The organism is Dolomitihabitans soli, assembly GCF_022213955.1.
GTDB lineage: Bacteria > Actinomycetota > Actinomycetes > Streptosporangiales > Streptosporangiaceae > Streptosporangium_A > Streptosporangium_A soli.
Map to the genome: position 1 here is coordinate 60,657 of NZ_JAKNTW010000004.1, position 15,012 is coordinate 75,668.

At 69.6% G+C, this 15,012-nt stretch carries 14 protein-coding genes; 7 read left to right on the forward strand and 7 right to left on the reverse strand.

The window, feature by feature from the left end:
• Positions 1 to 85 precede the first annotated feature (85 nt).
• Positions 86 to 1,279 carry a L,D-transpeptidase gene (locus MBA17_RS09600; protein ID WP_238495954.1) on the forward strand — a complete coding sequence of 398 codons (1,194 nt, stop codon included), beginning with the start codon at positions 86 to 88 and terminating at the stop codon, positions 1,277 to 1,279.
• Between the two features lie 39 nt (positions 1,280 to 1,318).
• Here the strand turns inward: MBA17_RS09600 and MBA17_RS09605 are convergent, their stop codons facing one another.
• Together MBA17_RS09605 and MBA17_RS09610 are read right to left on the reverse strand one after the other, a co-directional pair.
• The gene (locus tag MBA17_RS09605; protein ID WP_238496248.1) at positions 1,319 to 1,828 is read right to left on the reverse strand and encodes a GNAT family N-acetyltransferase; all 510 of its coding nucleotides are present in this window, start codon (positions 1,826 to 1,828) and stop codon (positions 1,319 to 1,321) included.
• A 254-nt stretch (positions 1,829 to 2,082) separates the two neighbouring features.
• Positions 2,083 to 3,135 carry a LysR family transcriptional regulator gene (locus MBA17_RS09610; RefSeq protein WP_238495956.1) on the reverse strand — a complete coding sequence of 351 codons (1,053 nt, stop codon included), beginning with the start codon at positions 3,133 to 3,135 and terminating at the stop codon, positions 2,083 to 2,085.
• Between the two features lie 51 nt (positions 3,136 to 3,186).
• On the opposite strand from MBA17_RS09610, the gene MBA17_RS09615 reads away from it, so the two are divergent.
• Together MBA17_RS09615 and MBA17_RS09620 are read left to right on the forward strand one after the other, a co-directional pair.
• Positions 3,187 to 3,639 carry a pyridoxamine 5'-phosphate oxidase family protein gene (locus MBA17_RS09615; RefSeq protein ID WP_238495957.1) on the forward strand — a complete coding sequence of 151 codons (453 nt, stop codon included), beginning with the start codon at positions 3,187 to 3,189 and terminating at the stop codon, positions 3,637 to 3,639.
• A gap of 100 nt (positions 3,640 to 3,739) precedes the next feature.
• A complete protein-coding gene (locus MBA17_RS09620; protein WP_238495959.1) occupies positions 3,740 to 4,303 on the forward strand; it encodes a dihydrofolate reductase family protein in 564 nt (187 codons plus the stop codon).
• A gap of 115 nt (positions 4,304 to 4,418) precedes the next feature.
• Here MBA17_RS09620 and MBA17_RS09625 read toward each other — a convergent pair whose 3' ends face one another.
• A complete protein-coding gene (locus tag MBA17_RS09625; RefSeq protein WP_238495960.1) occupies positions 4,419 to 5,432 on the reverse strand; it encodes a radical SAM protein in 1,014 nt (337 codons plus the stop codon).
• A gap of 65 nt (positions 5,433 to 5,497) precedes the next feature.
• Between MBA17_RS09625 and MBA17_RS09630 the strand changes: the two genes are divergently transcribed.
• A complete protein-coding gene (locus MBA17_RS09630; protein ID WP_238495962.1) occupies positions 5,498 to 6,523 on the forward strand; it encodes an aminotransferase class V-fold PLP-dependent enzyme in 1,026 nt (341 codons plus the stop codon).
• Positions 6,524 to 6,550: 27 nt separating this feature from the next.
• Here the strand turns inward: MBA17_RS09630 and MBA17_RS09635 are convergent, their stop codons facing one another.
• Genes MBA17_RS09635 through MBA17_RS09645 form a run of 3 tightly spaced genes read right to left on the reverse strand, consistent with a single transcriptional unit; the run spans position 6,551 to position 9,051 of the window.
• Complete coding sequence (locus tag MBA17_RS09635) at positions 6,551 to 7,357, reverse strand: ABC transporter permease (protein WP_238495963.1); 807 nt, start codon at positions 7,355 to 7,357, stop codon at positions 6,551 to 6,553.
• Between the two features lie 6 nt (positions 7,358 to 7,363).
• On the reverse strand, positions 7,364 to 8,122 hold the full coding sequence (locus MBA17_RS09640; RefSeq protein ID WP_238495964.1) for an ABC transporter permease: 759 nt from the start codon (positions 8,120 to 8,122) through the stop codon (positions 7,364 to 7,366).
• Positions 8,122 to 9,051, reverse strand: a complete 930-nt coding sequence (locus MBA17_RS09645) for an ABC transporter ATP-binding protein (protein WP_238495965.1) — start codon at positions 9,049 to 9,051, stop codon at positions 8,122 to 8,124. The genes MBA17_RS09640 and MBA17_RS09645 overlap by 1 nt, the downstream gene beginning before the upstream one ends.
• Before the next feature lie 214 nt (positions 9,052 to 9,265).
• Here MBA17_RS09645 and MBA17_RS09650 point away from each other — a divergent pair, with 214 nt between their 5' ends.
• On the forward strand, positions 9,266 to 10,627 hold the full coding sequence (locus MBA17_RS09650; protein ID WP_238495966.1) for an MFS transporter: 1,362 nt from the start codon (positions 9,266 to 9,268) through the stop codon (positions 10,625 to 10,627).
• Positions 10,628 to 10,794: 167 nt separating this feature from the next.
• Positions 10,795 to 13,569, forward strand: coding sequence for a heparinase II/III family protein (locus MBA17_RS09655; protein ID WP_238495967.1), 2,775 nt, complete (start codon positions 10,795 to 10,797; stop codon positions 13,567 to 13,569).
• A 208-nt stretch (positions 13,570 to 13,777) separates the two neighbouring features.
• Here MBA17_RS09655 and MBA17_RS09660 read toward each other — a convergent pair whose 3' ends face one another.
• A complete protein-coding gene (locus tag MBA17_RS09660; protein ID WP_238495968.1) occupies positions 13,778 to 14,722 on the reverse strand; it encodes an acyltransferase domain-containing protein in 945 nt (314 codons plus the stop codon).
• Positions 14,723 to 14,785: 63 nt separating this feature from the next.
• Between MBA17_RS09660 and MBA17_RS09665 the strand changes: the two genes are divergently transcribed.
• Positions 14,786 to 14,944, forward strand: coding sequence for a transposase (locus MBA17_RS09665; RefSeq protein ID WP_238495969.1), 159 nt, complete (start codon positions 14,786 to 14,788; stop codon positions 14,942 to 14,944).
• The last annotated feature ends 68 nt before the right edge of the window (positions 14,945 to 15,012 follow it).

The window sequence follows — 15,012 nt, forward strand, 5'->3', positions numbered from 1 at the left end:
GCTGGCTTCCCCCCAATTGATGTGCGTTGGAGTCGGAAACCACATTAAGGTTTAGACGTGCTTTGCTTTGCTGGGGGAGATCCTTTTGCCTGCCGTTGACCGTCGCCTGAAGAAGCCACTCGCGTGCCTCGCCGTGGCCGCGGCCGCTGTGCTGACCGCCTCGTGCTCCAACAGCGGGGCCACCACGACGCCCGCCTCCTCCGAGGAGACCACGCCGGCCGCGCCCGCGCCCGTCATCAAGATCAGCCCTGTCGAGGGCAGCACCAAGGTGCGCCCCGACAAGCGCGTGGTCGTGGCCGCCACCGGCGGCGCCCTGCAGACGGTGACCGTCACGGCAGGCGGCGAGGAGGTCGAGGGCACGTTCGACGACGCCAAGAGCCGCTGGGTGTCCAAGGGCACGCTGAAGCCCGCGACCACGTACAACGTCGCCGCGACCGCCGCAGGCGACGGCGGCCCCGCGGAAGCCGCCAGCGTCTTCAAGACGTTGAAGCCCGCCCGCCAGCTCGCCGTCGCCGACGTCACACCCAGCCAGAAGGGGGAGAAGGTCGGCGTGGGGGCGCCGATCATCCTCACCTTCAACCAGCCGGTCAGCGACCGGCGCTCCGTCGAGAAGGCCCTGGAGGTCGACGCGGAGAAGTCCGTCGACGGCGCCTGGCGCTGGATCGACGACACCCGCGTCATCTACCGCACCGCGAAGTTCTGGCCCGCCCACCAGAAGGTCACCCTGCGGGCCAACCTGGAAGGCGTGCGCGGCGCCAAGGACATGTACGGCATGAAGGACTTCACCAAGGTCATCACCATCGGCGCCCGCCAGATCAGCACCGTCGACACCCGCAAGAAGACGATGAACGTCACCAGAGACGGCAAGACCGTCAAGAAGATGCTCATCAGCGCGGGCATGGCCACCACCCGCGAGTACACCACCACCAGCGGCGTCCACCTGACGATGGAATCCGTCAACCCCGTCTGGATGGAATCGCCCGGCCGTAAGAAGGGCGACCCCGGCTACTACAAGGTCCTCATCAACCACGCCGTGCGCATCTCCAACTCCGGCGAATACGTCCACGCCAAGAACAACGTGTGGGCCCAAGGACGGCAGAACGTCAGCCACGGCTGCGTCAACGCCCGCCCCGACCAGGCCAAATGGTTCTACGAAACCTCCCAGCGCGGCGACCCCGTGGTCGTCAAGGGCACCGACCGGGCACTGGAGTGGAACAACGGCTGGGGCTTCTGGCAGATGTCGTTCAAGGAATGGAAGAAGGGCAGCGCCCTCTCCTGACGCCGCCCGGGCGACCCCGCCGCGTCACACCCCACAGCCTCACCGGTCCTGCAGCACCACCTGGCGCTGCAGGACCTGCCCCGGCCACGCCCCGACCCTGAACGGCTCCGCCCGGGTGAAACCCTGCCCCTCGTAGTAACGCACCAGCCGGCCGTCGTCACCCGCGTAGCAGTCCACCCGCAGCAACCCGACCCCCAGCCGCCCCGCCTCCACCACGGCGTGCTCCAGCAACGCCCCGCCGACACCGTGACCGGCGAACCGCTGGTCGATCACCAGCCCCTGCACGTACAGCTCCGGCTCCGGCGCGGGCGCGACGTACTCCACCGGCCCGCCCACCACCATGCACCCGGCCGGCTCACCGCCGACCTCGGCGATCCGCATACCGTCCCCCGCGGCCCACCCGCTGATCGTCTCGATCCGCCTCGGCTGCGCGGAGAACGGCACCCCGCCCCACTGCCCGGTCCGCCCCCGCGCGGCCAGCCACGCCACGGCACTGTCGAACATGGCCAGCACCGCCGGGACATCGGCCAGCCCACCAGGACGAATCATCACCGGCCGATCGTAACAATCCGATGGCGGCCAAGACGATCCGGCCGGGAGCGCCCACCCAGGATGGTGGCCACGGCCCGGACCAGCGCCACTGCGCTGACGTGGCAGAAGGTGGCGCACCTGCTGACCGACCGCTCCGAGCTCGCAGCGCCGGGCGTCGGTGGCGGGGGCCGATGGAGTAGGTGCCCGTTCCCGAAGTGCGCCCGTTACTGAAACGAGCTGGCCGACTCGCCGGTCCGGAAGCGGCCCATCGCTCAGCTACCCGTCAGCGGCGTGATGTGGCGGAGAAAGGCCTCGGCGATGCTTCTGAGCCGGTCGGTGCGCCAGACCAGGGCATAGTCGAACGTGGCGTCGCCTCCCATGGGGATGCAGATCAACCCGGGACGCGGGTAGAAGTTCGACGTTTGGGCGCCGACGATGGCGACGCCGTGGCCTGAGGTGACGTAGACGAGGATCTCTTGGAAGCCGGGCAGCGACGCGGTGAGACGGTCCGGCACCGGTAGGTGGTGGTCGATCCAGTAGCCGGGCAGGGCATCGGCGAAGAAGACCCTCTCGCGTGCGATCTCATCGTGGCTGACGTGGGTGCGGTGCGCCAGCGGATGGTCCGCGGGCACGGCGAGCATCGCCGGCTCAGACAGCAGCACCGGCCCGACGACGAGGTCCGGCTCCTCGACCGGCAAGGGCAGCACCGACAGGTCGACCTCTGCCCGGCGCAGGGGGCCGAAGAGGTCAGCGAGCGCGGTTTCGCGGATGGCCACCCGGCGGCCGGGCACGCGGTCACGGAAGGTGTCGGCGAGCGGCAGGACGACCTGGGCCACCGCGGCCGACATGTAGCCCAGCTCCAGCGTGCCGGTGATGCCGTGCCCCGTCGCGGTCGCTCGTGCGATCGCGGCCTGGACTTGTGCGTGCGCGGGCTGCAAATCGTCCAGGAGCTGCCTGCCGAGCGAGGTCAACTCGACCCGGCGGGTGGTGCGGCGGAACAGCGGCGCGCCGAACCGGCGCTCCAGTTTGGCGATGGTCTGGCTGATCGTCGCAGCCGAGACATGGAGGCGCTCGGCCGTACGCGCGAAGTGCAGTTCCTCGGCGAGTACGAGGAACACCTCGATGTCCTGACGCTCCACCGCTCCCTCATTCTTCAGCATGGGTGAACAAGTGTTCCAGATCTCGCCATTGATGAGGCCCTGCGGCGAACGCGACGATGTGTCGGCAAGCCGACGATCAAAAGGGGAACGATGGCGAACGACGAGCGCGGCGGACAGGTCGGCGCCCACGGACAGGCAGATGACCGCACCGAGTGCGGATCTCACCGCCAAGCACCTCACCCACCGGGTCCGCAGCCGGTGACCGGCATGTGGGCGATGGTTCCCCAGCTGCTCGGCGACAGTCGCTACCTCGTGCTCGCCACCGCCGATCGCCAAGGGCGGCCATGGGCCACTCCCGTCTTCTTCGCCGCCCGCGATGAGGACCGGCTCGTCTGGGTGTCGGCACCGGACAGCAGGCATTCCCGTAACCTCGCTGAACGCCCAGACGTGGCCATCACGGTCTTCGACTCCCACGCGCCCATAGGCGGCGCCGAGGCGCTCTACCTCGAGGCGACCGCCGGCCCCGCCGACGATCCCGTCGCGGCCCTGACGCTGCTCAACGCCCGCCTCCCCACAGGCAAGGAACTCACCGGCGACGACCTCGCGCCGTCCGGCTCTCTGCTGGCCTACTGCGCCGACGTGCGGCGACACTTCGTCCTGATCCGGGGAGGGGATTCGCGCTTCGACAACGTCACCGACGCACGACTCCGCGTCACACGCACCCAGTAGAAGGGCCCGGCCATGACCGCGAGCACCCCGCGCGGGTCGTCGGTGACAAGCTGCACATCAAACGTGAGATCCGTTGTCCGGACAGGCAAGGAGACCCACCATGGGTAAGCTCATCTACTCGATGATCACGTCACTCGACGGCTACGTGAGCGATACGGACGGCAACTTCGGCTGGGGCGGCCCCGAGGAGGAGTCGCACAAGTTCATCAACGAGCACGGGCGATCGATCGGCACGTACCTCTACGGCCGCCGGATGTACGAGACGATGGTCTACTGGGAGACCGCGCACACGGTCCCTGACCAGGCGCCGTTCATTCTGGAGTGGGCGCGGATCTGGCAGGCCGCCGAAAAGATCGTCTACTCCACGACGCTGCACGAGGCAGCCGGCGAACGGACCCGGACCGAGCGGACGTTCGACCCGGAGGCAGTGCGGAAGCTGAAGGCCGAGGCCGACCTCGACATCGCCGTCGCCGGGCCGAACCTGGCGGCGCAGGCGATCCGGGCCGGGCTGGTCGACGAGTACCACCTCTTCGCCGGACCAGCGATCGTCGGCGGCGGCAACGCGTTCTTTCCGGACGTACGCGTCGACCTGGCGCTGCTGGACGAGCGACGCTTCAGTAACGGCGTCGTCTATCTGCGTTACGGCGTCAAGGACATGGCGTAGGAGTAAAGCGCCTGCGCCAAGGGGACTACAGCAACCCCACATGCCCCCGGCGCCCATCCCACCGTCCCGCACCCCGAAAGAGGACGAGCCGCGCCGTGTCCAAGGGGAAGGCCGCTCACACCAGCGCGAGCTGATGCGAACGAGGACACGGCGCGGGGACCTCGGGGGCGGCCCGGCCCACACCGAAGGCCGCGGCCAGCTGCCGCACCTGGCCGATGATGCGCTCACGATAGACCCGCTCGGCGTCCGCGCCCCCCGCGTACAGCTCCTCGTAACGCGGCACCAGCCGCGGGTGCCGCTCACCCAGCCACGCCAGGAACCACTCGCGGCTCCCCGGCGGCAGCCGCAACACCACCGGCACCAGACCCGACGCGCCGCTCGCCGCGACCCGCCGCACCGTCGCCTCCAGCTGGTCGGCGGAGTCGGTCAGGCACGGCAGGATCGGCGCCATCGTCACCGCGCACGGCACCCCTCGCGCGACCAGCTCACCCACCAGCTCCAGCCGCCGCTGCGGACTGGGCGCCCCCGGCTCGACGACGCGGCGGACCTGCTCGTCGACGAACGCGATGGAGATCGCCACCCGCCCGCCCGCCACGGCCGCTGCCTCCGCCAGCCGCTCCGCGTCACGCAGCACCAGCGGACGCTTGGTGTAGACGGTGAACGGGTTCGCCGCATCCCGCAACACCGCCAGAATCTGCGGCATCAGCCGATACCGCTCCTCGCCCGGCTGGTAGCAGTCGCCGCCGACCCCGACCGCCACCCCCGCACCGGACCAGCGCGGCGCGGCCAGCTCCACGCGGAGCCGCTGCGCGGCGTTGGCCCGCACCACGATCCGCGTCTCGAACCCGGCCCCCGGATCCAGCCCCAGCCGCCGATGACCGGCCCGCCCCGAGCAGTAACGGCACGCGTTCTCACACCCGCGGTACGGGCTCACCCCCCACCCCTCGGCCAGCCCCGACTCCGCGGGCACCCGCTCCAGGACGGTACGCGCCTGCACCTCCAGGAACGAGACGCCGGCACCCTCCCGCACCACCGCACCACGCAGCGCACGAGGCGCCACCGGACCGGGAGCGGCGGCTTCGACCAACGGCAGAGCGTCCCAACGCATGAGGTTCAGTGGAACACGCATTCGACTACGGTGGCAAGCGTTTCCCCCGCCCGGCCACGCCGCGGAGCCTCGCGTAGGGTGCCGCCATGGACCTCGCGCACGCCCGCACGCTGTGGGATCCCGAACCCGGCTGGCTCAACACCGCCAGCTACGGCCTGCCGCCCCGGCCCGCCCACACCGAACTCACCCGGGTCCTGGAGCAGTGGCGGCACGGCCTGACCGACTGGAAACCGTGGGACGCCTCCACCCAGCGCGCCCGCGAGGCGTTCGCCGTACTCGTGAACGCCCCGCCCGCCGACATCACCGTCGGCGCCACCGTCTCCCAGCTCCTCTCCCCGCTCGCCGCGGCCCTCCCGCCCGGCGCCCGGGTCCTCGTCCCCACCGAGGAGTTCACCTCCAACCTGTTCCCCTGGGCCGTCGGCGCCGACCTGCGGACCGTCCCCATGGACCGCCTCGCCGACGCCGTCGACTCCCGCACCCACCTCGTCGCGTTCAGCGTCGTCCAGTCCGCGACCGGCCAGATCGCCCCCGTCGACGACATCGTCACCGCCGCCCGCGACCACGACGCGCTGCTCGTCGCCGACGCCACCCAGGCCTGCGGCTGGCTCCCCGTCGACGCCACCCGCTTCGACCTGCTCGCCTGCGCCGCCTACAAATGGCTGATGGCCCCCCGCGGCGCCGCCTACGCCTACCTCTCGCCCCGCGTCCGCGAGCGGATGCGGCCCATCGCCGCCAACTGGTACGCCGGAGCGGACCCCGGCGGCTCCTACTACGGGCCGCCGCTGCGGCTGGCCCCCGGCGCCCGCGCCTTCGACCTGTCACCCGCCTGGTTCAGCCAGGTCGGCGCCGCGATCTCCCTCGAACTCCTCAACGACATCGGCGTCGCCGCCATCCACGACCACAACGTGGCCCTCGCCGACCGCCTCGCCACGGCACTCGGCCACGAACCCGCCGGCAGCGCCATCGTCACCCTGGAGGTCCCCGGAGCCGCCGAACGCCTCGCGAACGCCGGGATCCGCGCCGCCGTACGGGCAGGCCGGATCCGCGCCTCCTTCCACCTCTACAACGACGACGCCGACGCGGACCTCGCCGCGGCCGCCCTCACCGCCTGAAGAAGAAACCCTGGAGAACCGCCGCGGTCACGGGCAGAGCAGCCGCTCCAGCCGCCGCGCCGCGAACAACAGCCCCGCCACGGTCATCACCGCCAGATACGCCACGTGCACCAGCAGGCCCGCCGCCAGCTCGCCGAGCACCACCCCGCGCACCAACTCCACCGCGTGGTAGAGCGGCGTCGCCTGCACCAGCGCCTCCAGGACCGCCGGATAGTCGCCCACGGGGGAGAACGTGCCGGAGAACAGGAACAACGCGAACTGGCCGGTGGACAGCAGATCGAAGTCCTGCCACCCCCGCATCAGCGTCGAGACCGCCATCCCCACCGCGCCGAACGCCAGCCCCACCAGGATCGTCGCCGGGAACGCCAGCAGCGCCCACCCCGCCGAAGCCAGCCCCAGGGCGACCATCACGACCAGGAACACGCCCGTGTACAGCGAACCCCGGACCAGCGCCCACGACAGCTCGCCCAGCGCGATCTCCATCGGCCGCACCGGCGTCGCCAGGATCGCCTCGAACGTCTTCTGATACTTCATCTTGAAGAAGAAGTTGAACGTCGTCTCCGCCAGCGCACCCGACATCGCCGATACCGCCAGCATCGCCGGCGCGACGAACACCGCGTACGACACCACCCGCCCGCTGTCCAGCCGCAGCTCACCGACCAGCGCCCCGACCCCCACCCCGATGGACAGCAGGTACAGCAGCGGCTCGAAGAACCCCGACAGCAGCACCAGCCAGTACGACGGGCCCGAACGCAACGCCCCCATGTTCCGGTTGATCACCGCACCGACCCGGCGGGGCGCCAGCCGCCGCACGGCGAGCATCGTGGAAACCATCAATCCTCAGTCCTGAAGTCTCGCGCGAAAGGCCCGCCCCGCCCACGCCAGCCCCGCCACGGCGAACGCCGCCAGGTAGGCCACGTGCAGCAGGACCGGCCACGGGGGAGCACCGCCCAGCGTCGCGGCCCGGCACAGCTCCACGGCGTGCCACAGCGGCGACGCGTACGCCAGCGGCTTGATCACGTCCGGCAGCTGCTCCACCGGGAAGAACACCCCGGCGAACAACGTCGAGGGGATCATCACGAACCGGAACAGCAACGCGAAGTAGGTGTCATGCTCGATCGTCGCCGCGAACGCGGTCACCGGCGCCGCCACCGACAGCGCGAGCAGCCCCGCGATCAGCGGCGTCACCAGCGCCCAGGGGGAGCGCAACGCCCCGAACGCGGCGGTCACCCCCAGGAACACCACCACCGCGATCTCCACCCGCAGCAGGATGTACAGCAGCCAGCCGGCGATCATGTCACGGATCGCCACCGGCGTCGCCCGCATCGCGTGATAGGACCGCACCCACTTGAAGTCGCCCAGCACCGCGTACGTGCACTCGCCCACGGCCATCTGGAAGGCCGTGACGGCCAGCACCCCCGGCACGATCCACGCCAGGTAGTCGACCCCGCCGACCTCCCCGACGTAACCGCCGACCCCCAGCCCGATGCTCAGCAGGAACAGCACCGGCAGCACGAACGAGGACATCACCGACGCCCGCCACACCCGCCGGTACACCGTCAGGTTCCGCTCCAGCACCGCCACCGTCGGATGCGCCATCAGTCCACCAGCGTCCGGCCGGTCAGATGCAGGAACACGTCCTCCAATGTGGAACGGCGCACCAGCACGCTGGAGGGCTGCAGTCCGCGCCGCGTCACCTCCGCCACCGCCGCGTCGCCGTCCGCGGTGTAGAGCAGCACCCGGTCGGGCAGCGGGTCGGCCCGTTCACCGATCCCCTCCAGCTTGCCCACGATGTCGGCCGGCCGGATCTGCCCGAAACGCAGCTCCACCACCTCGGCGGTCGAATACGTCTCGATGAGCGCGCGCGGCGACCCCTCGGCGACGATCCGCCCGCCGTCCATCACCACCAGCCGGTCGCACAGCTGCTCCGCCTCGTCCATGTAGTGCGTCGTCAGGACCAGCGTCGTGCCCTGCTGCTTCAGCCGGAACAGCCGCTCCCACAGCAGGTGCCGCGCCTGCGGGTCCAGCCCGGTGGTCGGCTCGTCGAGCAGCACCAGCTCCGGGTCGTTCACCATCGCCCGCGCGATCGTCAGGCGCCGCTTCATCCCGCCCGACAGCGGCTCCACCCGGCTGCCGGCCTTCTCGGTCAGCCGGGCGAACTCCAGCAGCTCATCCGCCCGCCGCCGCGCCTCGGCCCGAGACAGCCCGAAGTAGCGGGCGTAGGTGGTCAGGTTCTCCCGCACGCTCAGGTCGGGGTCCAGGTTGTCCAGCTGCGGGCACACTCCGAGCCTGGCCCGGATGGCGCTGCCGTCGACCGCCGGATCCATGCCGAAGATGCGCAGCTCACCGGACGTCGGCAACGACACGCAGCTGATCATCCGCATGGTGGAGGACTTGCCGGCGCCGTTGGGCCCGAGGAAGCCGAACGCCTCGCCGGGAGCCACGGAGACGTCGATCCCGTCGACCGCGGTGAAGTCGCCGAAACGTTTGGCCAGACCGCGGGCCAGGATCAGAGGTTGGTCAGACACGAGCTGAAACACTAGCCATCGCCACCGACACTTCCCAACGGGTTTTCCGCTGCTCCATCACTGCCCGTACCCAATCGACCACGCTCACCCCCTGGTGGACCACATGTGAGGTGTGACACTCTTGCCAGAACGTTGTTTTAGAACTCAGTTCTAGAACCTTTGCCGCACTCCTCGCACACCGTCGCGGGCGAGCACCACAGCGGAGGAAACAGTGATGGTCAAAGCCGCTCCCAGCGAACGCCGCACGCTGGGATCACCCCCCAGCTCCGGGATCAGCGCAACGGACCCCAACCCCTACGGATGGGCCCCGCTCATCGTGCTCTTCATCGTCGGCCTCGTCGACCGTGTCGAACACAACCTGCTCTCCGGAGTCCTGCCGCTCATCCAGGCCGAATGGGGATTCAGCGACACCGCCGCCGGCTCCATCCCCACCGCCGCCGCGCTCGCCGCCGCCCTCGTCGCCCTCCCCGCCGGCTACATCGCCGACCGCCGCAGCAGAACCCGCATCATCGCCGTCGTCGTCTTCTGCTGGGCCCTGGCCACCCTCGGCTCCGGCCTCGCCACCGGCTTCGCCATGTTCTACGCCATGCGCGTCTTCCTCGCCGCCGCCGAGAACATCGACAACCCCGCCGCAGGCAGCCTCCTCGCCGACTTCTACCCGCCCGCCACCCGCGCCCAGGCATACGGCTGGACCCGCATCACCACCTACCTCGGCGGCGCGGGCACCCTCCTCGGCGGCGTACTCGGCCAAGCCTTCGGCTGGCGCACCGCCTTCCTCATCATGGTCATCCCCGGCCTCCTCACCGCCTGGCTGTGCTGGCGCCTGCGCGAACCCGTCCGCGGCCACCTCGACCAGGTCATCGCCCGCGCCACCCCCGCGACCACCACCCCCGACGCCACCCCGCCCACCCACCCCGCCGGCAAACCCCCCTTCACCCGCCAAATCCGCGACGTCCTGTCCATCCCCACCCTCCTGATGGTCTCCATCGGGCTCATGATCCTCACCCTCGGCCTCGGCGGCGTCCACTACTGGATGCCCTCCCTCATGGTCCGCGACTACGGCCTCACCACCGGCACCGCCGGCTCCATCAGCGGCGTCATCAGCATCATCGGCGTCATCACCGGCACCCTCGTCGGAGCCCGCCTCGGCCGCAAACTCCACGGAGTACGCAAAGGCGGACGCCTCCTCGTCGGCGGCACCGGCATCACCCTCGGCTCCCTCGCCCTCGGCGGCGCACTCCTCACCGGCTCCGTCGTCCCGCTCGTCATCCTCCTCCTCACCTCCAGCACCCTCTCCGCCATGGCCATCCCCAACTGCACCGCCTGCATCGCCGACGTCGTCGGCGCCGGCACCCGCGGCCTCGGCTTCGCCGTACTCCAGTTCCTCATCACCATCGGCGCCGCCTTCGGCCCCCTCCTCGTCGGCATCGCCTCAGACAGCAGCGGCTCCCTCACCACCGCCATGTACTTCCTCATCGTCCCCATGGTCCTCGGCGGCCTCCTCACCCTCGCCGCCCGCGGCTCCTACGAACGCGACGCCGAAGCCGTCCTCGCCGCCGCACGCCGCGACTCCTGACCGCCCCACCCCGCCCCACCCGGCGTCCTGTGACCCCCAAAGGCACAGGACGCCCGCACGTACGGCACCGCCCCCGCCAACAGGCCGAACCCGGGGGAACGGGACACACACGAACAACGCGAGCCCGACATACCCCGGCCATACCGCGCGCCTCTACTTTGGCGTGCATGAGTGCTTCGTCGCGGCGGCTCGCCGTCCTGATTCTGGTCGCCGCGTTCTTGGTGCCAGGCCCACCGGCCACCGCGGCTGCGTTGTCCGACGCGGGCTTCTTCGGCCGGTGGAGCAGCGGCGCCTGGACAGTGGGGCCGCGGCTGAACTACGCGCACCCGGGCCTGAAGCCCGTGGAGAGCGCGGTCAAGGCGGGCGACTACACGCTGGCCAAACAGCGACTGCTGGATTACCACCGCGCCCGCCCGGCCATCGAGGCCGGTGGCTTCTCACACACGACCTGGCCAGGCGCACTCGAACTGACCCCCAGCCACATCTGGACACTGGGATCAGGCGAGGCCTACATCAAGACACTGGCCTTCGGCCCGGGGGAGAAGACGGTCACCGCAGACGTCACGAACAGCATCACCAGCGGCAAGCCCGGATTCTTCCTGATGAGCCGCTACAAGGACGCAGCCATCGCCCTCATCAACAGCAGGAGCAAAGGGTCGGGCAAGCCCACCCTCCGCCTGACCCAGGCTGACGGCTCAGTGAAGACCCTTCACCCCACGCACGACACCTACATCTGGGCGGCCCACCCAGGCAGCGTGTACGGCACCAAGTACTACATGCAGGTCAGCGACCAGGGCAAGGGGCCGTTCACCGGCGAGACGCGCAAAGCGTACCTACGGTTCGACCTCGGCGGCGTCACCGGCGTGAAGAAAGCGGAACTGACCCTGACCGGCACAGCCGACACCGCGAAGGACATCATGCTGTACGGCAACGCCGAGACCTTCGACGAGGCCACCCGCACCTGGTCCAACACCATACAGAACACGTTCTCCTGGGAGGGCGACCCCGGCGGCTTCGACTGGAAACTCCCCGGCGGTACCGACAAGGAATATCTCATCGCCGACATGGAGTACCTCTACCAGCTTCCCCGCTTCTTCTTCGCCGGCCCGCTGGCCCTGGAGTACCAGAAGACCGGCAACGAGCAGCACGCCCGCACGCTCATCGGCCTGATGACCGACTTCATCAAGGACGCCGACGCCTACGACGCCGACCAGGGCGCCGGCTCCTACCCGGGCAACCTGCACGCCGCACGCCGCCTGCAGAACTGGATCGCGGCCTACGAGATCCTGCGCAAGAGCCCATCGCTGACCCCCGAGGCCAACACCGCGATCCTCAAGACGATGAACCGAGCCGGCCTGTACCTACAGGTGAACGTCAACGGCACGCCGAACAAGATGCAGTCACAGAAGATCACGCTGCTGCACGCCTCCGTCTACTTCCCGGAATTCCGCGCCGCACCCGCGTGGCGGACCAACGCCGCCGACTTCCTCTCGGCCCAGCTCAACGACTCGACCTACGCCGACGGCGGCTACAAAGAGTCCACCGACGCCTACCTGCGGGGCTACCTCACCCAGTATGCGGACGTCGTCGCCTACATGCAGCGCAACGGCATCACGTTCACCGCCACCACCAAACTGCGGCAGTTGGCCCGCTTCCTCATGGACCAGAGCTATCCCAGCGGGTACGGCCCGGCCTACGGCGACAGCGACTCCCTCGACCTACGCAGCACCCTCAAGAAGCTGGGCGAACTGCTCAACGACCCCGAACTCCTCTACGTCGGCACCTCCGGCAAGTCAGGCGAACAGCCGAAACGCACCTCCGCGCTCTATCCAGACACCCGGGTCGCGATCTCACGCTCCGGCTGGACCGCCGACGACTCCCACCTCCGAATCAACGCCGACCGCGGCAACCACAGCCACCCGGACGAACTCGCCATCACCGCCTATGCGTACGGCCGGCCGCTCCTACCCGACATGGGCACCTTCACCTACAGCACGGACGCCCGCGCGGAGTGGCTGCGGCGCACCACGGAGGCACACAACACGATCGAGATCGACGACAAGCCGCAAACATCGACCGCGACCGGCGGAATCTCGCATCTGATCACCAACCCCGCCTTCGACCTGATCGGCGCGAACACCGCAAGCTCCACCGGCGCCCGCCACGAGCGATCCGTCCTGTCGCTCCACTCGGGCCTATGGGTGGTCTCCGACCGGCTCATCCCGGTGGACACCGTCAAGCAACACCGCTACGAACAGAACTGGCACCTCGCCTCGGACGCCAAGCCCTCGATCCGCTCCGGAACGGAGGCCACGACCACCGCCTTCACGACGGGCGCGAACCTCACGATCGTCCCCGCCGACCCGGCCAAGGTCGCCTCCACCCTGCGCGACGGCTACTACGCGCCGCGGTTCTACTCGGTGGAGAACGCGAAATACGCCTCCTACATCAAGACGATCACCGGCCAGACGACCTTCGACACCCTCCTGCTGCCGTCCAAGGGCACAGCCGACACCTCCGTGACGGTGGAACGACTCCCCGTGGGCACCACCCCGTCGCACCAGGCGACAGCCCTCAGCCTGAACGACGGCGCAGGGGTCTACTACAAGTCCTGGACCACGAAGACGCCGCGCACGTTCGGCTCCCACACCTTCGACGGCAAACTGCTCTACGCCGACGCCGAATCGATCGTGATGGTCGACGGCTCATCGGTCGCACGTGACGGCGCGACCCTGGTCAAAGCCCCCGCCGCGGTCAAGGACCTTGCCATCACCTTCGACGCGGACGGCACCGTACGCATCGACGGCAGCGGGCTGACCGCGAGCACCGACCCGGCCAAGGCCATCGCGATCGCGGCGCCGAACGCCGCCCAAGTGACCCTCAACGGCAAAGCCGTTCCCTTCGAACGCTCGGGAGCGCTCATCTACGCGGCCGCCGCCTGACCCGCCCCGCCGTCCACGGGGGAGCGCCACAGATCATCCCAGCGGATGTTCGAATGAGAACCACAGGCCGTCAAGTAACTCCTGTCCCGTCTCGTGGGACTTGAGGCATGAGACCTCCTAGAACTGCGGCGCCTCAGAATCGATGAGACGAATCAACGAAGTCACGTCTCATCGATCACGAGGCAGAGCTGTGGATGCCTCGGCCCGGCTAGATCGGAAAGCGGCCACGGCGCCAGTGCCAGTGGCGACCGGCCTTCAAGTGATCGACGATCGCCCGCTGGAGCACGGTGCGGCGCGGCAACCGGTCGAGCGGTGTGGTCAGGGTCCGGAACACGAACCGCAGCGCCTCGACGTCGGCGTCCAGCCCTTCCGGCTCCTCATAGGACTCCAGCTCGAACCTCCGCTGGAACCGGACGATGTTGGAGTCACCGGGCAGGTACTCCAGCAGCTGCGGGTCGAGCAGCCACGAGCCGCAGGAGAACGTCGTGTAGCGCTCATCGGGAAAGTGGCGTGGGAAGAACGCGCGGGCCTCGTCGAGCGACGCCGCGACCGCCTCCGGAGTCATCGGCCCCGACTCGGGGATGTGCAGGTCGATGGTGGTGCCGCCGCGCTGGTGCTGCAGCCGGCCCAGCTCGTAGATGCCGCCGCGCGCGTGCAGCGTCAGCCAGCTCTGCATGACCGGCCAGCCCTCACGGTGCATCCGCCGGTCGATCGCGAGGTTGCGGCCCAGATCCGCGAGGGTCACCCACGACGCGGCATCGGCGATGCCGTGGTCGCGGTGGTACCTCGTGACGACGTCGACCAGGGCCAGGTACGCGTACACGTAGAGATGCCGCCAGGCGGGGCCCCGTTCACGCGGCAGCTCCGGACCGGGCGACAGCCAGCCGTGCCCCCCGAGATCGGCGCGGACCAGGGCGATCGAGCGGTCGAGCAGCCAGCGCAGCTCCGAAGTCCACAGTGGAGAGCCGGGGTCGGGCCAGCCCGCCATGATCTCGGCCGCATCGTCCGGCCGCACCGCCAGCCGGTCGAGGATCGCGGGCGCGTCGGCCTTGGCAGGCAGCGGAACCGACGGCCGGTCGCCGGCGAGCCGGTGCACGCGGTCGACGTCCTCGACGGGTACCCCGAGCCGGGCGGCGGTGTCGTCCAGATCCACGCGGACGATCCTACGATCACCGGCAACGCCACGGAAGAGTCAAGGAATCCACCTCGCGGCCCGTTGTTGATCTCATGCTCTCCTCAGCGCGAGAAGACAGCGAAGAAGGCCAACGACGAGGACCGGCGGGCGCTCTCGCCGTTGTTCTGGGAACACCTCAACCCCTACGGCCGGTTCCGGCTCGACATGAACACCCGACTGGACCTCAGTCTGGCCGCGTGATCAGACGCCTGGCCCTTCGGCGGGAGGGCTGGGCGCATCGCAGCGGCTCACCGCCAGCGGGAACGACT